This window comes from Collinsella aerofaciens (genome assembly GCF_028207065.1).
GTDB classification, from domain to species: Bacteria; Actinomycetota; Coriobacteriia; order Coriobacteriales; family Coriobacteriaceae; genus Collinsella; species Collinsella aerofaciens_AR.
Map to the genome: position 1 here is coordinate 21,614 of NZ_JAQLFP010000003.1, position 18,283 is coordinate 39,896.

Here is an 18,283-nt window from a genome sequence, read left to right on the forward strand (position 1 = left end):
GTGCGCCTTTTGAGTAAAACCGCAGGTCGCGATTTGCTCGGGGTACTATGCAGCGCGATTGAATCACACGCAGCTCACACGCAGCAAAAACGCACTACGGAGGTTTCCAGCTACATGAGGATCGATTCACGAAAACCGAAAGCCGCCGCCCTTTCCGCCGCTCTGACCGTGGCACTTTTGGCGGGCGCCGGCGCAACTGATGCCCATGCGGCAACACTATCCGATACGGTCGGATCTGCGCCGTCCGAGGCGACGCTGGTGCAGCCCGTCGACTACTGCGGCGACGGTTATGGCTCTATGCAGGAGTGGAACGCCTCGATGGGGGCAAAGCGCGATTCCCTGGAGATGCGCGCTCAGATCATTATGAATATGTATGGCGACTATGCTACCGATGACGAGCGCGCTGTGTTGCAGGGTTGCATCGACGGTGCGGGTAGCCTGTTGACGATGGGGGAAGTCGACGCCAAGTCGACCGAGCTCGACGAGCTTCGCTCCACGCTTGAGGATGCCAAGCGCGAGGCGCTCGAGGCTGCCGCAGCCGAAGCCGAGGCCGCTGAGGCCGTTCAGGCTTCGTATTACAACGCCGGCTTCGGCTCGTCTTATACGTCTGCTGCGTATTACGCGAACGGCTCGGGTCTGACGCGCTCGAGCGGCGTCAATAACTATAACGGCCGCCGCGAGACTTATTACAGCAGCAACGTGTTGTATCACCACCGCACGGGCGAGTGGACGCAGGATTCCGAGGGCTTTTGGCGCGATTCCGATGGTTACTATGTCGTTGCCGCGGGCGATAAGGCCCAAGGCTCCACGTTTACCGGTTCCAAGGGTGAGTGCAAGGTCTATGACTCCGGCTGCGCAGCCGGAACCACCGACTACTATACCGGTTGGTAATCTGCCATAAGCCAATTGGACATGACGGGCGAGCGTCTTTACCGAGCCTTTGGGCAACGTAAAGGCGTCCGTTTTTTGTGCATGCTTGAGTTAACAGAGCGCTTACCGTGGCCGTACGCCGCGCATATGGGCACGGGGCACACTAAGTCACGAGAAACAAAGTCTTTCTCGTGGAGGAAGTGGTCTTGTGAATGCTCGAGATATCGCCGTTGCCGCCGTTGCATTGACGCTTGGTTGCCTTGGTCCTACGGCCGCGCTCATTGCGGGCATGCAGGGGTCATGCGGGGCTGCTCCAATCGTGGTTGGCGCGCTGATTGCGGCCGCGCTGCTGGGAAGTGCGGGTGTAGTCCTTTGTCGCGACGATGAGGGCCAGGCCTCGGAGTCGCAGCTCTGACCGTCGGGACATCGACTACTGGTTATAGATGAAGATGAAAGCCGCCGTAAGGGGAGTGCCCTTGCGGCGGCTTTGCTGTTGAGTCTGTTGACGTGGTGAGTCGGGCGCTACCAGCTTGCCTCGATATCGCGAATGCGCTGATAGAGCCATTCGTTCTGCGGTGCCTGGATATCGTGCTTGGCCGCCAGACGGCAGATGGTGCCGGCGAACTCCTCGACCTCGGTTTTGCGCCGCGCGACGCGGTCTTGCGCCATCGAGGGCATGCCGGCGGGATCGATTCCTTCGATGAGGTGCACCATCTGCGTCAGGTCTGCCTCGGTCAGCTCAACGCCCTCGGCGTTGGCGACCGCAAGCGTTTCGCGCATGGCGGAAACAAGGCAGCGACGCTGCTCGGAGCCCGGCTCCGTGGCGCTTCCGTACGTGCCGCCGTAGGCCATGCAGGTCTGGTTGATGCCGTCGTTGAGCATGAGTTTGGCCCACATGCGGTGCGCAATGTCGCTCTCGACGGTGTGTGCGATGCCGCAGCGCGTGTAGAGCTCGTCGATTGCGGTGATGGCTGCGGGATCCGTACCGGCCGCCGCGCCAAAGCGGATTTCGCCCGTGTTGGTAAAGGTGAGCTCTCCGTTGAGAAACACAGCGTCCATGCCCTGGCAAATACCAAGAACGGTATGCTCCCAGCCAAAGCGCTCGGCAATCTTTTGCTCGCTCGTGATGCCGTTGCACAGCGAGGCGATGAGCGTATTGGGTCCCACGACGCGCTCCATAGTCTTGAGTGCTTGGTCGAGACCGGTGGTCTTGACCGTCAGGATGACCAGATCGGCGGGCGTTGCCTTGCTGGCGCGGACGGACTTGAGCGCACAGGGCTTGCCGTTGACGGTGAGCGCATCGTTTGCGTGACGCTCAAAACGGGCGTCATCCATAACGTATTCGACGGCGTCATTGCCGAGGGCCTTGGCAATCATGCTGCCGTAGAGTAGCCCGACACCGCCCTTGCCGATAAAGGCGACCTTGTTGATCTGCATGCGAATCATCTCCCCATATAAAAGGCACCCGCGTAAGGGGCGCCTGATGGATTGTATGCCGCCGGACCATGCTGCGTGCACCGGATGGCCGTATTTGTTTGTTGCTCCTTTCATCGGGCTTTTTGCTGATGTTAAAGCGGTGTCGTGACGGCTCGATTTCTGCTGCGTTACGATACGTTCTCGATTGCGATTCCACGATGTTTCGGCTGCGTGACCATTGTGTTTCGCCTTGCCGGGGCGCTGATGGCGAAGGGAGGGGCCGTGCAATACCGCGTTGACCCCAAAAGTGGTAACCGAATATCTGCTCTGGGTCTGGGCTGCATGAGGTTTCCCGGTTCGCCGGGACACCCCGATGCGAAGACAGCCGATGCCATCATTTCCCATGCGGTGGAGCAGGGGATTAATTATCTGGATACTGCGTATCTCTATTCCGGTAACGAGGCGTGCGTGGGCGCCTCACTTGAGCGCTTGGGGCTGCGCGACCGGGTGTTGCTGGCGACCAAGTTGCCGCACGCTTCGTGCAAGTGCGCGGAGGATTTCGACCGGTTCTTCGACGAGCAACTGCGTCGCCTGCGGACCGACCATATCGACTATTACCTTATGCACAACATCACTTCGCCCGCCCAGTGGGAGCGCGTGGTGGCGTTGGGCATCGAAGACTGGATTGCGCACCAAAAGGCTGCGGGGCGTATTCGCCAGATAGGTTTTTCGTATCACGGCAGTGCGGCGGACTTCCTCACGATGCTCGACGCGTATGACTGGGATTTTTGCCAGATTCAGTACAACTACGCTGGAGAGCGCTACCAAGCGGGAACGGCGGGACTTATAGCAGCCGCCGAGCGCGGGCTCGCGGTGTTTGTGATGGAACCGCTTTTGGGCGGACGCCTGGCGGGCAAGCTGCCTCCGCGGGCCCGCGCCGTGCTCGATGACGTACGCGATCCGTACCTGAAGACGCCGGCTGCTTGGGGCCTTTCGTGGGTGTGGAACCATCCTCAAGTCACGATGCTGCTTTCGGGTATGACCGATACCGCGCAGGTGGACGAGAACGCGGTGCTGGCCGATCGGGCCCTGCCGGATTCGATGACAGCCGCTCAGCTCGATACCATCGCACGCGTGCTGGCGGAGTTTGAAAAATCGAATCGCGTGCCCTGCACGGGATGCGGCTACTGCATGCCATGTCCCAAGGGTATTAACATTCCCGGCTGCTTTGCCGCTTACAACGCGAGCTATGCGCACAGCTGGTTTACGGGGCTGTCGCAATACTTTACGGCGAGCGCGGTGCGCACGAGCGAGCCCAAGCTCGTGAGCAATTGCGTCAAGTGCGGCAAATGTGCGCGTCACTGCCCGCAACACATCGATATCCCCGAGCGTCTCGACGACGCGCGCCGACGTTTCCAGCCTGGCCCCGTAACGGCCGCGCTTAAAGTCTTCAGCAAAACTCGCTCCTCATGACCCTTTTATATCTTGTGATGGAATAGTTCCTGTTTGCGGCAGAATAGGGCGATAGCAGGAACTATTTCGTCGCAACTGAAGGGGGCTGTCGTGGGCTATCGGGATTCATGTGATGATTTGCGTGAGGTTCGTTGGGGCGTTTTGGGCGCTGGGCACATTTCGCATCGATTTGCATCGTCGCTCAAGAAAGTCGACGGGGCACGGCTGGTGGCTGCGGCCGGCCGCACTCCTGCACATGTCGAGGAATTTTGTCGAGCGTTTTCGATCGATGCTGCGCACAGTTATGTCACGGCTGACGATGGCGGCGATGCGGCTTATGATGCGCTGATTGCCGACCCCGATGTCGACGCAATCTACTTGGCTCTTCCGCATGGTATGCATACGCGTTGGGCCTGTCGCGCGCTGCGCGCCGGAAAGGCCGTGCTGTGCGAAAAGCCGGCCGTTTTGAGTGAGGAAGAGGCTCTCTCGATTGCCTCCGCCTCTCGCGAGTGCGGCGTGCTGTTTATGGAGGCGATGAAGAATCGGTTTTGCCCGATGCGCACTCGCGTGGAGGACTTGCTTGCGTCGGGCGAGCTCGGCTTTATCGTCTCGATCGAAAGCGTGCAAAAACTCGATTATGGTGAGTTTCCTTCGAGTTATCTGCTCGATCCGTTGCAGGGCGGCTGTCTATATGACATGGGCTGCTATGCGGTCGGGTGGTTTGAGGATTTGCTTGCGGGTGCGTGCGATGTTTCGTCTCGTGAAGTTCGCTGGCGTGACGTATCGCGCGGCCGCGTGGATTGGGCCGATGAGATTCATATGAGTGTCGGCGGTATACCCATTCATATGGTGTGCGACGGCAAAGCAGCATATGAAAGCCGCTTAACGATTGCCTGCGAACGGGGTTCGTTGGAAATCGAGCGCCTCCATCGCCCCGAGCTCGCCCATGTGAAGTACTCCGACGGTCGAGTGCTCGAAATCGACGCCCCATTTGAGGTCGATGATTTTTACGGCGAAGCTTCGCATGCGACTCAGCTCATCCGGGCGGGGAAACTCGAGAGTCCCGTCATGCCCCTTGCCGCCACACAGCGCTGCGCGCAGATCATCGATGCGATTTGCTTGGCGCTCTAGGCTGCGGTGCTGCTGCTCAAGGGGGGGCTCGGCGGACCGTGCCCCTGATGCCCCTTTTATATCTTGCGGTGGAATACGGTCTGTTTGCGCCAAAATAAGGCACCAATAGACCGTATTTCACCGCAACTGATGAGGGGGAGTTGGAGATGCTGACGATCGGGTGTCATCTTTCGACGACGAAGGGCTATCGGGCGATGGGGGAGACGGCGTTGTCCATTGGCGCCAATACCTTTGCGTTCTTTACGCGCAACCCGCGCGGTGGCAAGGCAAAAGACTTTGACATGGATGACGTGGCGGCTCTGCGCGAGCTTATGGCACAAAACGACTTTGGACCGCTGGTGGCGCATGCCCCGTATACCTATAACCCCTGCTCGGCCAAAGAGCGGGCGCGCGAGTTTGCCCTGGAGGCCATGGCAGAGGACCTGCGGCGCATGGAAGCGCTGCCCGGCAACTACTACAATTTTCACCCCGGTGCGCATGTGGGACAGGGGGCGGACGCCGGCATTCAGATGATTGTCGACACACTGTGCCAGGTGATGTTTGAGGGGCAGCAGACGACGGTATTGCTCGAGACCATGGCAGGCAAGGGCACCGAGGTGGGCCGTAGCTTTGAAGAGCTGGCGTGCATTATCGAGGGCGTTGCCGCCAAGTGCCCAGAGCTGTCCGATAAGCTGGGCGTTTGTTTGGACACCTGCCATGTGAACGATGCCGGCTACGACATCATCCATGATCTGGACGGCGTACTCGACGAGTTCGATCGCGTGGTGGGTATCGATCGCTTGCATGCTGTACACATCAACGATTCGAAGAACCCTTGTGGCGCCCATAAAGATCGTCACGAGTGCATCGGCAAGGGATACCTTGGCAGCGAGGAATTTGGTGGCGGTATGCAGGTTATGCAGAATATTGTATCGAATGGCCGTTTGCGTTCACTGCCGTTTATTTTGGAGACTCCGAACGAACTTGCAGGTTATGCAGCTGAAATTAGACTATTAAGGTCATTGCAGCAGTAATGACTGTCATAAAGTAGAGTATTCCATTCACGTTATGGGTTTGTTTCAATCAGTTTTCTCATTGCAGATTCGTAATTCCGGGTGCATAATAGCCAACAGTTTTTGCAGACCTCTGAATCAAACGAGGTCACCGGAAGGAGACTGATTATGAAGCTCAAGAAGCTTGGCGCATTTGCCGCCACGGGTGCCATGGCGCTCGCCCTTGCTCTGACGGGCTGCGGCTCGTCCAACGCCACCTCTGGTTCTGATGCCGGTTCCAGCAGCTCTGACGACGCTAAGGTCGAGAAGGTCGACGGCTCCAAGGAGTACGCACTCGTCAAGGACGGCACGCTGACCGTCGGCACCTCTGCCGAGTACGCCCCGTTTGAGTACAAGGACGACAACGGCGATTATCAGGGCTTTGACCTTGAGCTTATCAAGGCTATCGGCGACAAGCTGGGCCTGGATGTCGAGTACGTCAACAATGACTTTGACACGCTGGTTCCGGGCGTCGCTTCGGGTGCCAAGTATGACGTCTCCATCGCGGCTATCACTGACACGCCCGAGCGTGAGAAGGAAGTCACTTTCTCCGATTCCTACTACATGGACGATCAGGCCATCGTGACCAAGGTCGATAACGCCGACATCACGGCCGACAACTACAGCGAGAAGCTCAACAACGCCGACGCTACCATCATCGTCCAGTCTGGCTCGACCGCCGAGGCCTTTGCCCAGGAGAACTTCCCCAAGGCCAAGATCGTCCCCTACAAGGATGCTACCGAGTGCTTCAGCGCCTTGCAGTCCGATAAGGGTGACGCCGTAGTCACCAACCGCTCCGTTGCCAGCCAGCTGACCGCCGAGCAGTTCAACACCTGCCAGACCATCAAGCAGATCAGCACCGGCGAGGAGTACGCCATCGCCATCAACCAGGGCAACACCAAGCTCAAGGACGACATCAACCAGGCCATCAAGGACCTGACCGATGACGGTACCGTTGACGCCCTCATGGCTAAGTACAACATCAAGTAAAATAGCTACTTGATTGTGCGCGGGCCCTTTCCGTTTTGCGGAGAGGGCCTTTGCGCTTCTCTTGACGGAGAGTGTTTCCGTCTCGTTTTGCCGGCAACTTCTACGATAGGAGCCACCTTGTCTCGACTGAACAAAGGGGCCGCGGAGCAGCGTTTTTCACTGCCCGCCTTGCTCCAAAAGCTAGCCTGCGTCATGGCCGTGGCGCTCGCGCTGGTGTGCGCGGGGGCATATGCGCCCACGACCGCCCAGGCGCTTGAGACCGCAAAGATTACCGCCCGACCCAACACCGGTTCGGGCAGCGCTGTGGTCGGCGGCACCGAGACGCGCATTACCTGGGAAGTTCAGGCCGATGCCGACGAGGAGCTGAGCGGTCTTTCTTTGACGTTTGTCGACGGCACGACGTTTGGTACCGATGACACGCGATTGACGATGCTCTCGGGCGAGGACCTCATGGATCGTACGCCCATGAAACCCACGTGCAAGGCTGACGGCCAGACGCTCAAGATCGATTTTGGCGAGACGGCGCCTGCCGGCGGCTTTTTCCGTGTCGAGGTTTACGGCGTGACCTTCCCCGTCGAGGGCGGCGATGAGGCCTTTAGCGGCACCTATACGCTCGCCGACGGGTCGACCAAGAAGATCTCCAAGATTCCGTCGGTGGAGATCAAGGGCGTGACGGCCTTCGATAACTTCTTGGCCGACCTTAAAGAGCAGCCGTGGGTCGAGGCCTGGAACTCCAATATGTTCCTGCGCCTGTTCCTGAGCCCGGTCATTTTGGTCCAGAGCCTGCCGATCGTCTTTAAGGGCTTCCTCATGTCGCTCTCGATCGTGCTCGTGGCGTTTCCGCTGGCAATTCCCTTCGGTTTTGCCCTGTCGCTCATGCGCATCTCCAAGTCGCGCATCCTGCGCTGCCTCGCCGGCATCTACGTGAATATCATTCGCGGTACGCCGGCGTTCCTGCAGATCTACATCGCGTTCTTCGGTCTGCCGTTGGCCGGCGTCAAGGTGGACGACTATGTCTTGGGCGTTATCGTCATGGCCATGAACTCGTCTGCGTACCTGTGCGAGATCTTCCGTGCCGGTATTCAATCAATCCCCAAGGGCCAAAACGAGGCTGCTCGCTCTCTGGGCATGAATGCCTTCCAGACGCTGCTCTACGTTATGATTCCGCAGACGTTCCGCAATGTTTTGCCTACGCTGACCAGCGAGTTTATCTTGCTTTACAAGGATACGTCGCTGCTTGCCGCCGTGGGTGTGGTCGAGATCGTCATGAACGCCCGTACCATCGTGGCCACGACGGGCTCCATTACACCGTACGTGGTTGCCGCTCTGTTCTATCTGGTCATCACCCTGCCGCTCGCTCGCTTGGTGAGCGGTCTTGAGGCAAGGCTTCTGGGCACGGCCGAGACCAAGAAGAAGCGTCCCGCCAAGAGCGCCGGACAGGTTGTCGCGACGCCCGCCGATCACATCGCCGGTCTGTAAGGAGGTCCTATCATGAGCGAAACCAATAACTCGAACGAGGTCGTCGTCAGTATCAAGAACCTCCAGAAGGCCTTTGGCGACAACGTGGTCCTGCGCGATATCGATCTGGATGTGCACAAGGGTGAGGTCGTTGTGGTCTTGGGCCCCTCGGGCTCGGGCAAGTCGACGATGCTTCGCTGCATCAACCGTCTGGAGCATCCCACGAGTGGCTCGATTGTCGTTGAGGGCGTGGACGTGTGCGCCAAGGGTGTCGACCTTAACAAGGTACGTACGCATCTGGGTATGGTGTTCCAGCAGTTCAATTTGTTCCCGCACCTCTCAGTCAAAAAGAACGTCATGCTCGCGCAGCAGAAGGTACTCAAGCGCAGCAAGGAAGAGGCCGAGAAGATTGCCGTCGAGGAGCTGACCAAGGTCGGTCTTGCCGAGCGTATCGACTTTATGCCGAGCCAGCTCTCGGGCGGCCAGCAGCAGCGCGTTGCCATCGCTCGCGCCCTGTCGATGAACCCGCACGTCATGCTCTTTGACGAGGCCACCTCGGCGCTCGACCCCGAGCTCGTGCGCGACGTCCTGGGCGTCATGCGCGACTTGGCGCGCGACGGCATGACCATGATCGTCGTGACGCACGAGATGGGCTTTGCCCGCGATGTCGCCGACCGCGTCGTCTTTATGGACGGCGGCGTCATTGTGGAAGAGGGTACGCCGAGTGAGGTCTTCGACCACCCCAAGAGCGAGCGCACCAAGGCGTTCTTGGGCAATATTTCGTAGCCGGCTGATGTAACTGCCGTTACAAAAGAGCGGGGCTGGACTTGAATCCAGCCCCGCTCTTTTGTAGGGATGGGGATGCGCTTTGATGCAGGCTCTCTTGGAGACCCCGGGCTCGTTACGCGAGCTCGGCTCCGAGGGCCTTGCAAGCGGTCTCGCCCTCGTCGTCGGGCGCGTCGTAGCAGATGGTGGAGTCCACGACGTTGACGCCGGTCTCGTCGGCGTCGGCCTTCCAGTTGTCCATCCACTCGCCTTCGGCCCACGAATAGGAGCCAAAGAGGACGACCTTCTTGTCGCCGAGAGTCTCCTTGACCTCGTCCCACATCGGCTGGAACTCATCGTACTCGAGTTCCTCGGAGCCCATGGCGGGACAGCCGAAGGCGAAGGCATCATATTCGGCGGCCTTGTCGGCAGAGAAGTCGGCGCAGGGGATGACCTCGGTCTCGGCACCCGCGGACGTGGCGCCTTCGGCGACGAGGTTTGCCATGGCCTCGGTGTTGCCCGTGCCGCTCCAGTAGACGACGGCGATCTTGCTCATGTTAAGTCCTTTCAGTTGTGCGGCAGTTGCCGCGGCTTCTATGTTCTATCGGGTTGCCTGGGCAAGTTGCGCCAAGCTGCAGCCCTGCTGATAGACAAAGGTGAGGTATTGAGTGCAGGCACGGTAGGCGTCAAACATCGCAAGCGCTTGCTCGACATTCGTGTAGACCTTCCAAGCTCCAAAGACCTTGTAGTTCTCGCCGCGCTGGACGATAAACTCGTGCACGTCGTCGTAGGGATATCCAAGGAAGTAGCCTATTTCGTGCGGAAACTCGCAGGTGCAGTCGTTGCTGCAGCTAGCTTGCTGGGGTAGTGCGCATCGAGTCTGGCTACAAGCGCATTCCGCGATGTTATTGCTCGCGAGCGTGATGCGTGATGCCAAATGTACAAGGCATGTCGAAAGGTCTCTCGTGTCGTAGCCTTCCGAGGCGAGCGCTGTTTGGGCGCGAGGGTCTGCGAAATAGGTGGCGAGGCTTTTGGCTCGGTACACGTACACGAGTGCTCCGCAGGGCCGCCAGACCAAAACACTCAGGTGGATGCCGAGCGGGTCAAGCTCGCGATTGCACTGGGCGATAACGTTGAGCAGGCGCGCGCGGCGTTCTGCGATGGTTTCGGTTGTGGTCGAGCCGTCCCCGTGGGCGTAGGTGCCTGGATAGGTAAAGAGCGATGCCGGCTTGATGCCCGCGAGCGTGGGAGAGCAGTTGCGCACGACTGCTGCCTGAAACGTTGGGATGTCTATGGTTCGAGTCACGGCGCTCCTTACGGATCTAAACTGTTAGCCTAGGAAAACTTATACACGAAAGTAAGCCATGGTCAACAAAAAAGTTTGAAGAGGGAAACTAATTGACCGAACAGACATGATTTTGGGTTAAGATGGGGACACCCCATGGGGGTATCTAGATAGTGCTACTTGAAAGGGGAGCGCATGAGTGACTTGCTCAACCCTGCGAATCTCATCGTGCTGGCCGTCATTGCCGTCGGCATGTTTTTTGGACTGCGTCGCATTGCCGCTTCGACACACGGGAAGAGTTGTTGCAGCGATGGTGCGAGCGGCAAGAAGGCCAAAAAGGTTGTTGTGGTGGATACCGATGCGTCACACTATCCCTATAGCGATGAGCTGCTCATCGGCGGCATGAGCTGTGACGGCTGCGCTCAGAACGTAGCCAATGCCCTCAATGCGCTGGATGGTGTGTGGGCTACGGTAACGTACGCGGACCACACAGCGCGTGTGCGCTCCAAGCGGCCGATCAATCGCGGTGTCCTTGAGACTGCCGTGAGAGATGCGGGTTACTACGTCATGACGCTGTAAGCGTCGCTCTGGGTGCGCTTCCTTGGCTAGGCTCGTCCGCGCAGCTCGATGTCTTGGATGTCGTCGAAGTCGATGGCGATGTCTCGGAGCTTGAGGAGCTTGAAGGCGGGGAGCGCCTCGTCGAGGATGCCGGTGCGGCTGCGATAGCCGTATGTATCGTAATAGGTGACACGAACCAAGTCGCTACGTTTGAGACCCTCGAGTTTTTTAGAGAGCACGAGGGCTTTTTCTTCCGTGAGCTCACGTCTTGGCTCGACGGTGATTTCCTGCTTGCGCACGAGTTCGTAGTATCCCGTGAGGGCGGCAAAGGGCATAAACTGCGCGGCACGGCCGGCACGGACGGCGCCGTTGGCGGTGAGCTTGGGGTCGGCGGATCGACGTCTTCCCTCGGGGTCCGCTAGACGTTCAAAAGGCGTCGGTGGCCGCATCGGCTGTTGTTGGGACTTAGGCACGATGTCCTCCTACCTGATCGTTGCGTTCGCGCGCGGTGGCGCCGGCGGTAAAGCTTAATCCCTTGACGAGCGCGTTCTTGCCGTACTTGTCTTTCACGGCCAGGACGGCGCGCGCCAGATCGCGCTCGCGCTCATCGGCCTCGATATCGCTGAACAGATCGATGGTGGCAAATTCCTCGGGCATGAGGTTGCCAAATCCCAGGTTGATGCGCTTGACCGGTCGTTTGGGATCGACCGTTTGTGCCCAAAGGTCATCGAAATACCCCATGATTTTCTTAAACGAATTAGTGCGCTCGGGCAGCTTTCGCGAGGCGTTGGAGTGCGCAAAGAGTGCGGCATAGCCACCACGCGGTTTGCCGCCATGCTCTCCCACAAAGATGCCATCGATTGCCTGCGCTTCGCGCACCAGGCGACGCCTTTCGTCATCGCGCTGGACGGGCTTGGGAGCACGGGGCGCGAGCTCGGAGCCGTCGGTCGCTGCGGGTTCGATGCCCGAGGTACTCGAGCGCAGGTGTCCGCAGCCGTCTATATACTGCGCCGTGCCGCTGGCGTTGAGCCGGCGTATGTCGGCGCGCTCGCTTGCATAGCCCACAAAGAGCGAGATGCTGTCGCACACCACGTGCTTGTCGATCAAATCCAGCACGGCGGCATCGACCATTTCGCGCAAGACGGTGTAGGCCTGCTCGTAGGCATAGCCCTTCGAGAGCACCTGCCCCGTGGTGGTCGAGGTCGCTTGCGGGCGATAGGCTTGGATATCGGCGATGGTCGTTGGCTCGCGCCCAAAGGCGTGGTCGATAAGATATTCGGCATTGACGCCGAGCTCATCGTAAAGCAGGTTTTCGTCGAGCGCGGCGACGCCCATCAGATCGTAGACGCCGTACTTTTCGAGGCGGGCTGCCACGCCGGGGCCGATGCCCCAGATATCGGTAATGGGGCGATGGGGCCAGATCTCCTTGCGGAAGGTCTCGTCGTCGAGTATGCCGATGCGGCTGGGTACGTGCTTGGCGGTAATGTCGAGCGCCACCTTGGCCTGAAATAGGTTGGGGCCGATCCCGACCGTTGCCGTGATGCCCGTGCGCGTGAGGACTTCGTCGCGTAACATGCAGGCGAACCCTTCCGCATCGGTGTGATAGAGGTCCAGATAGGGCGTCACGTCGATAAAGCATTCGTCGATGGAGTAGACGTGAATGTCTTGCGGACTCACGTATTCCAGATAGATACCGTAGATTTTCGCCGACACCTCCATGTAATGCTGCATGCGCGGTACGGCCGTGATGTAGTCGATGCCATCGGGAATTTCGAACAGACGGCAGCGATTACGTATCCCGAGGTCCTTCATGGCCTGTGTGATGGCGAGGCAGATGGTCGTGCGCCCGCGCGATTCGTCGGCAACGACCAGGTTGGTGGTGAGCGGATCGAGCCCACGGTCGACGCACTCGACGCTGGCATAAAACGTCTTGAGGTCGATGCAGATATAGGTGTGCTGCTCGTGCGCCATCCGTGTCCTTCCATCAAACACATGTTCTTATCGAATACATGTTCGATAATACCTGCTTGCGCGGACATCGTCAAAACCTGTCCCTCTTTGGCGGGTATGGTCGTGCGGTTGCATCGGGTTTTTTTTAACGCAGCTCTAAAGAGCGCGAAACAGCTCGGAAAACCTCGCTTCGTAGCATGAGTCTAACGATTGATACCGCCTATACGCACGGAAGGGTTGTGGGGATAATGGTCGACTATGGGTTTGGTATGCCGACGCGCTTGGTTGCGGATGGGGATGTGGCTCGCTGGTGCGGGCGATTGGTTGCCCACTATGGCGGCACCAAGGCACTGGTCGTGCTGGGAGGCGACAAGCACACGCGTGATGAGCTCGTTTCGGCGGCGCTGGGCTCGCTCGATCGCGCCCTGCTCGAGCGCGTGCTTTTCCGCTGCGGTTTGGTCGGGGGCGACGGGGGAGACGAGCTGATCGACGAAGCCGTGGCCCTGGCGACCGACGAAGGCGTGGACTTTGTCCTGGCGATCGGCGATGCCGATACGGCCGGCTTTGCGCGCGAGCTCGCCCGTCGTATGGCGGCGCTCGATGCCGGTGAGGACGGCTTTGTGCCTTATGGATGCATCGTCTCCGAGGGAAAAGTGCCCGCCGTTGTGGGTGTCGGCGAGGTTCCCGTTTTCGCCATTATCGCGCCCGAACTGCTGGAGGGCATTGGGTCTCCTCTGCGTGAGTTGCTCGGCAGCGTGTGCGCCGCGGCCTAATATTTACCATAAAGGGATAGGTTCTATTTGATTGGTAAAGCGTTTGACCTGCCAAAACAAACCTGTCCCTTTTTGGCCGGTCGCCGTTTGGGGGCCGATTGGCAACGCTCGCTGATTATGGTCTTGACCTGCGCTAGAATAGTGGCATCTGAATGTCCGGGCGCATGGAGGCGTGCGCCCGTATGCTGAGGAGGACTTTATGGCAACTGTTGCCGCACCCATCGACGCTACGTCGACTGCCGCTTGGAAGGCGCTCGAGGCCCATCAGGAGAAGCTCGAGGCCGAGGGCATCGACCTCAAGGCCTGGTTCGCCGCTGACGCCGACCGCGTGAATAAGTTGAGCTTTGACGCCGGCGACCTTCACTTCGACCTGTCCAAGAACCTGGTGACCGATGAGACCGTCAAGCTGCTGTGCGATCTTGCCCGCGAGGTGAAGCTCGAGGAGCGCCGCGACGCCATGTTCTCCGGCGAGCACATCAACACCACCGAGGACCGCGCCGTCCTGCATACCGCGCTGCGCCGTCCGGCAAGCGAGAAGGGCCAGCTTATCGTCGACGGCCAGGATGTCGTCGCCGACGTGCACGAGGTCCTCGATCGCATGTATGCCTTCGCCGAGCGCGTGCGCTCCGGTGAGTGGAAGGGCGTTACCGGCAAGAAGATCGAGCACCTGGTGTCTATCGGCATCGGCGGCTCCGATCTGGGCCCGGTCATGGCTTACGAGGCCCTGCGTCCCTATGCCGACGCTGGTATCGATTGCCGCTATATCTCCAACATCGACCCCAACGACCAGGCCGAGAAGCTCAAGGGGCTGGATCCCGAGACCACGCTCGTGATCATCGTCTCCAAGACCTTCACCACGCTCGAGACCCTCACCAACGCCCGCGAGGTCAAGACCTGGATGCTCGAGCAGCTCAAGGCTCAGGGCGCCATCGATGGCTCCGATGAGCAGAACGCCGAGGCCGTGGCCAAGCACTTTGTCGCCGTTTCCACCGCACTCGAGAAGGTCGAGGCCTTCGGCATCGACCCCGCTAACGCTTTTGGTTTCTGGAACTGGGTCGGCGGCCGCTACTCTGTCGACTCCGCCGTGGGCCTGTCGCTGATCGTCGTGCTCGGCCCCGAGCGCTTCCAGCAGTTCCTCGAGGGCTTCCACGCCATCGACGAGTACTTCTGCAACACGCCGCTCGAGAACAACGCCGTCGCGCTGATGGGCCTGCTCAACGTCTGGTACGTCAACTTCTTCGGTTCCAAGAGCCACGCCGTGCTGCCGTACTGCCAGTACCTGCACCGTTTCCCGGCCTACCTGCAGCAGCTCACCATGGAGTCCAACGGCAAGCACGTCCGCTGGGACGGCAGCGCTGTGACCTCCGATACCGGTGAGATCTTCTGGGGCGAGCCCGGCACCAACGGTCAGCACGCCTTCTACCAGCTGCTGCACCAGGGCACCGTGGTGGTTCCGGCCGACTTTATCGCTTTCGCCAACACCGCCAACCCCGCAACCGACAGCGGTCAGGACGTGCACGAGCTGTTCCTGGGCAACTTCTTGGCCCAGACCAAGGCGCTCGCCTTTGGTAAGACGGCCGATGAGGTTCGTGCCGAGGGCACGCCCGAGCAGATCGTCCCGGCCCGCTGCTTTGAGGGCAACCGTCCGACGACCTCGATCTTCGGCGACACGCTGACCCCGCTCGCACTCGGCGAGCTCATCGCCCTGTACGAGCACATCACGTTTGTCGAGGGCACGGTCTGGGGCATCGACTCCTACGACCAGTGGGGCGTCGAGCTGGGCAAGCAGCTTGCCAAGCAGATCACCCCGGCCTTCCACGACGACGCCGCCAAGGCCGAGCAGGACGCTTCGACCCAGGCGCTCATCGAGTTCTATCGCGCTCATCGCAAGTAGTTTTTACGGCCGAGTTGGCTTATGGCTGAAAGGGGCCCGTATCCGTTGGGATACGGGCCCCTTGCTATTTGGATAGGATGGAATGTATCGGGAGGCGCCTCGACGGGCATCGCAATCGTCGAAGGCGCGCCGTTCATGTTTGGGACAATATGACATTTTTCCCGTTGCAAACAGCGCCGCCGTGGGTGTTCTGTATGATGGCTCAGACAAGGTTGTTCAATGACAGGGAGGCATATATGGCAATCAAAGCCATCGCAATGGATATCGACGGTACGCTCACCAACGACCAAAAGGTCATCAGCCCGCGTACGTGCGAGAAGCTGCTCGCTGCGCAGGAGTCGGGCATTAAGCTCATCTTGGCTTCGGGTCGTCCTGCATGGGGGCTGCACGCCTTGGCGCAGGAGCTCGACCTTCAAAACCATGATGGTCTGCTAGTTGCCTTTAATGGCGCGCACGTGGTCGACGCTCAGACCGATGAGGTCCTTTTTGACCAGGCCATGCCGGCTGACGAGCTGCACCGTCTGATTGATCATCTGCGCAATTTCGACGTGATCCCTATGATTTCGCTCGGTCGCGATTTGCACGTCGAGGACTCGTACCATTGCATGATCACGCTGCCTGACGGCTTGCAGAAGAATATCGTCAAGTATGAGCGCGATGCGTGCGATCTTAAGATTCGCGAGGTCGAGAGCTTGCATGAGGTCGTGGACACTTATCCCGTGGACAAGCTGCTGACGGCGGGTGATCCGACCTACCTGCAGGCGCATTACGAGGAGATGTATGCGCCCTTTACCCAGACGCTTTCGGGCATGTTTACGGCCGACTGGTACTTTGAGTACACGGCGCCCGGTATCGACAAAGCCCGTGCGCTCGAGGGTGCCCTGCCCAAGCTCGGTATCGATGCCAGCGAGGTCGTCTCGTTTGGCGACGGCCAGAACGACAAGTCCATGATTGAGTGGGCCGGCACCGGTGTTGCCATGGGCAACGCCGTCGATGAGGTTAAGGCAGTTGCCCAGATGGTAACCGCCAATAACAACGAAGACGGTATTGCAGTGGCGCTGGATAAGCTGCTGGGTTAGAATCGCCGATTAATGCATGGTTTGGGCGCCTGCTTGCGGGCGCCCTTTTGTTAGGGAGGGTGCCGTGTCCGCATTTCCGTTCGACGCCGTTATCTTTGACATGGACGGTGTCATTGTCGATACCGAGTATTACTACCTGGGCGAGACTGCCGCGTTTGCCAAGGAGCTTGGGCTTAACCTGACTCAAGAGGAGTTGAATGGGCAAGTCGGTACCTCGCATCAGTTCTTCCTGCATATGCTGGGCGATTGGTTTGAGCGCGCCGGTAAGGGGCATTTCACTGGCGAGGAAGCGTTGGCCCGTTGGGACGAGTGGGCGCATAAGCGTCCGCGCGACTATCAGGCTTTGATTAACCCAGGCGCCGTGGATACGATTCGAGAGCTGCCACGCCGTGGCGTTCGCGTGGCGCTTGCCAGCTCGTCTCCCATGGATAGCATCGAGGAAGTGCTCAACGCGTGCGGGCTGTCGGATGCCTTTGAGTATGTGGTGAGCGGCGAGCAGTTTAAGGAGAGTAAGCCCGAGCCCGACATCTACCTGCATGCGCTGGACCTGCTGGGGCTGCCCGCGAATCGCTGCTGCTGCGTTGAGGATTCGGTGCCTGGCATCACTGCCGGCAAGCGCGCCGGTCTGACAGTCATCGCCAAGCGCGAGGAGCGCTTTGGCTTTAGTCAGGACGCCGCGGATAAGATTATCGATCAGCTGCCGGACCTGCTGGAACTCGCGTAAGAGCGCGTTAGTTGCGCGTTTTTCGGGTCCGATGAGTAAATACCCGACATTTTGGTGCGACACCTAGCATACTTTAAGCTAATGCTTAAGGACTTGTTGAATGCCCTTAAGCCCGTTTTAGACGTAATTGCGCTGGGAGAGGGTATATGCCACCGACTGAAGGGCTAACTGGCGGTAAAGCAGCGATACCGCTGTACCAACAGGTCATTGATATCATTAAAAACGAAATCAACTCCGGTGCCTACAAGGCAGGTGCGCGGATACCCAACGAATTCGAATTGGCTGAGAGCTATAAAGTTGGCCGCGTTACCGTGCGACGCGCTATTGAGGAGCTCGTCCAACAGGGCTATCTAACGAAGCGACAGGGGAAAGGCACGTTTGTCAATGCCCCCAAGCTCAAGCGCAAGATTCGCCAGAAGGATGACGTCCAGAGTTTTTCGGACGCATGCCGCGCTAACGGAATGGAACCGGGGGCGTGTGTCATTTCGAGAAAGATACTGCCGGCGGATTCCACCGAAGCACAGTTCTTTGGTGTTCCCGTTGGAACTGACTTGATTTGCGTTGAGCGCGTGCGTACTGCCGATGGCGTCCCTGTCATGCTTGAGAACAACATATACGTTTACGAGGACAACGCCTATCTATCAACGGCGCCTCTATCTAACCAATCCATTTTTGAGTTCGTGCGCAACCGGACGGGGCGGACGCCTGCGTTTACCGACCCGTGCACGCTCGAGATCGCGTGCGCATCGCCCGAGGTCGCTCGGTTGCTGGCGGTTCCCGTTGGCGAACCCTTGTTTTATATGGAAGCCTTCTTCTTTGATGAGCAGCGGCGGCCGTTTATCATCGGTCGTCAGCGGATCGTTGGGTCTCGCTACGTTTTTGACATCTAGGACATTGCGAATGGAGA

The 18,283-nt window shown here is 59.1% G+C and carries 19 protein-coding genes; 14 read left to right on the forward strand and 5 right to left on the reverse strand.

The genetic code is table 11. The features are described from left to right. The first annotated feature begins 114 nt into the window (after positions 1 to 114). Both PMX72_RS01720 and PMX72_RS01725 read left to right on the forward strand, forming a co-directional pair. Positions 115 to 891: a hypothetical protein gene (locus PMX72_RS01720; protein WP_271729705.1), complete on the forward strand. Its 777-nt coding sequence runs from the start codon at positions 115 to 117 to the stop codon at positions 889 to 891. A gap of 187 nt (positions 892 to 1,078) precedes the next feature. Continuing rightward, positions 1,079 to 1,285 carry a hypothetical protein gene (locus tag PMX72_RS01725; protein WP_118259078.1) on the forward strand — a complete coding sequence of 69 codons (207 nt, stop codon included), beginning with the start codon at positions 1,079 to 1,081 and terminating at the stop codon, positions 1,283 to 1,285. Positions 1,286 to 1,392: 107 nt separating this feature from the next. On the opposite strand, the gene PMX72_RS01730 is transcribed toward PMX72_RS01725, so the two are convergent. Then, complete coding sequence (locus PMX72_RS01730; protein WP_271729704.1) at positions 1,393 to 2,307, reverse strand: ketopantoate reductase family protein; 915 nt, start codon at positions 2,305 to 2,307, stop codon at positions 1,393 to 1,395. Positions 2,308 to 2,568: 261 nt separating this feature from the next. Here PMX72_RS01730 and PMX72_RS01735 point away from each other — a divergent pair, with 261 nt between their 5' ends. From PMX72_RS01735 to PMX72_RS01760, 6 genes are all read left to right on the forward strand, one after another. Beyond that, entirely contained in the window at positions 2,569 to 3,759 is a 1,191-nt protein-coding gene (locus tag PMX72_RS01735) for an aldo/keto reductase (RefSeq protein ID WP_271729703.1), read from the forward strand. Positions 3,760 to 3,849: 90 nt separating this feature from the next. Continuing rightward, positions 3,850 to 4,869, forward strand: a complete 1,020-nt coding sequence (locus tag PMX72_RS01740) for a Gfo/Idh/MocA family protein (protein ID WP_271729702.1) — start codon at positions 3,850 to 3,852, stop codon at positions 4,867 to 4,869. A gap of 146 nt (positions 4,870 to 5,015) precedes the next feature. Then, positions 5,016 to 5,882, forward strand: a complete 867-nt coding sequence (locus PMX72_RS01745; RefSeq protein WP_089573000.1) for a deoxyribonuclease IV — start codon at positions 5,016 to 5,018, stop codon at positions 5,880 to 5,882. Between the two features lie 147 nt (positions 5,883 to 6,029). Next, a complete protein-coding gene (locus tag PMX72_RS01750) occupies positions 6,030 to 6,890 on the forward strand; it encodes an ABC transporter substrate-binding protein (RefSeq protein WP_117773776.1) in 861 nt (286 codons plus the stop codon). A gap of 117 nt (positions 6,891 to 7,007) precedes the next feature. Next, positions 7,008 to 8,369 (forward strand): ABC transporter permease subunit, encoded by a 1,362-nt coding sequence (locus PMX72_RS01755; protein WP_271729701.1) that lies wholly within the window; start codon positions 7,008 to 7,010, stop codon positions 8,367 to 8,369. A 12-nt stretch (positions 8,370 to 8,381) separates the two neighbouring features. After that, a complete protein-coding gene (locus PMX72_RS01760; protein WP_055251428.1) occupies positions 8,382 to 9,134 on the forward strand; it encodes an amino acid ABC transporter ATP-binding protein in 753 nt (250 codons plus the stop codon). Positions 9,135 to 9,249: 115 nt separating this feature from the next. On the opposite strand, the gene PMX72_RS01765 is transcribed toward PMX72_RS01760, so the two are convergent. Beyond that, positions 9,250 to 9,669, reverse strand: a complete 420-nt coding sequence (locus PMX72_RS01765) for a flavodoxin (RefSeq protein WP_117806476.1) — start codon at positions 9,667 to 9,669, stop codon at positions 9,250 to 9,252. A 45-nt stretch (positions 9,670 to 9,714) separates the two neighbouring features. Then, positions 9,715 to 10,419, reverse strand: coding sequence for a DUF3793 family protein (locus tag PMX72_RS01770; protein WP_117640804.1), 705 nt, complete (start codon positions 10,417 to 10,419; stop codon positions 9,715 to 9,717). Positions 10,420 to 10,593: 174 nt separating this feature from the next. Here PMX72_RS01770 and PMX72_RS01775 point away from each other — a divergent pair, with 174 nt between their 5' ends. Beyond that, positions 10,594 to 10,977 carry a heavy-metal-associated domain-containing protein gene (locus PMX72_RS01775; protein WP_117758553.1) on the forward strand — a complete coding sequence of 128 codons (384 nt, stop codon included), beginning with the start codon at positions 10,594 to 10,596 and terminating at the stop codon, positions 10,975 to 10,977. A gap of 26 nt (positions 10,978 to 11,003) precedes the next feature. On the opposite strand, the gene PMX72_RS01780 is transcribed toward PMX72_RS01775, so the two are convergent. Together PMX72_RS01780 and PMX72_RS01785 are read right to left on the reverse strand one after the other, a co-directional pair. Next, positions 11,004 to 11,429, reverse strand: a complete 426-nt coding sequence (locus PMX72_RS01780; protein ID WP_271729700.1) for a hypothetical protein — start codon at positions 11,427 to 11,429, stop codon at positions 11,004 to 11,006. Then, the gene (locus PMX72_RS01785) at positions 11,422 to 12,927 is read right to left on the reverse strand and encodes a Y-family DNA polymerase (protein ID WP_271729699.1); all 1,506 of its coding nucleotides are present in this window, start codon (positions 12,925 to 12,927) and stop codon (positions 11,422 to 11,424) included. The genes PMX72_RS01780 and PMX72_RS01785 overlap by 8 nt, the downstream gene beginning before the upstream one ends. Before the next feature lie 227 nt (positions 12,928 to 13,154). On the opposite strand from PMX72_RS01785, the gene PMX72_RS01790 reads away from it, so the two are divergent. The 5 genes from PMX72_RS01790 (at position 13,155) to PMX72_RS01810 (ending at position 18,266) form a co-directional block, all read left to right on the forward strand. After that, a complete protein-coding gene (locus PMX72_RS01790) occupies positions 13,155 to 13,679 on the forward strand; it encodes an iron-containing alcohol dehydrogenase (protein WP_271746122.1) in 525 nt (174 codons plus the stop codon). Positions 13,680 to 13,878: 199 nt separating this feature from the next. Then, positions 13,879 to 15,573, forward strand: coding sequence for a glucose-6-phosphate isomerase (pgi, locus tag PMX72_RS01795; protein ID WP_271729697.1), 1,695 nt, complete (start codon positions 13,879 to 13,881; stop codon positions 15,571 to 15,573). Between the two features lie 236 nt (positions 15,574 to 15,809). Further along, positions 15,810 to 16,652: a Cof-type HAD-IIB family hydrolase gene (locus PMX72_RS01800; RefSeq protein WP_271729366.1), complete on the forward strand. Its 843-nt coding sequence runs from the start codon at positions 15,810 to 15,812 to the stop codon at positions 16,650 to 16,652. 64 nt (positions 16,653 to 16,716) lie between these two features. After that, the gene (locus PMX72_RS01805) at positions 16,717 to 17,376 is read left to right on the forward strand and encodes an HAD family hydrolase (protein WP_334203747.1); all 660 of its coding nucleotides are present in this window, start codon (positions 16,717 to 16,719) and stop codon (positions 17,374 to 17,376) included. A gap of 146 nt (positions 17,377 to 17,522) precedes the next feature. Continuing rightward, positions 17,523 to 18,266: a GntR family transcriptional regulator gene (locus tag PMX72_RS01810; RefSeq protein ID WP_271729364.1), complete on the forward strand. Its 744-nt coding sequence runs from the start codon at positions 17,523 to 17,525 to the stop codon at positions 18,264 to 18,266. The last annotated feature ends 17 nt before the right edge of the window (positions 18,267 to 18,283 follow it).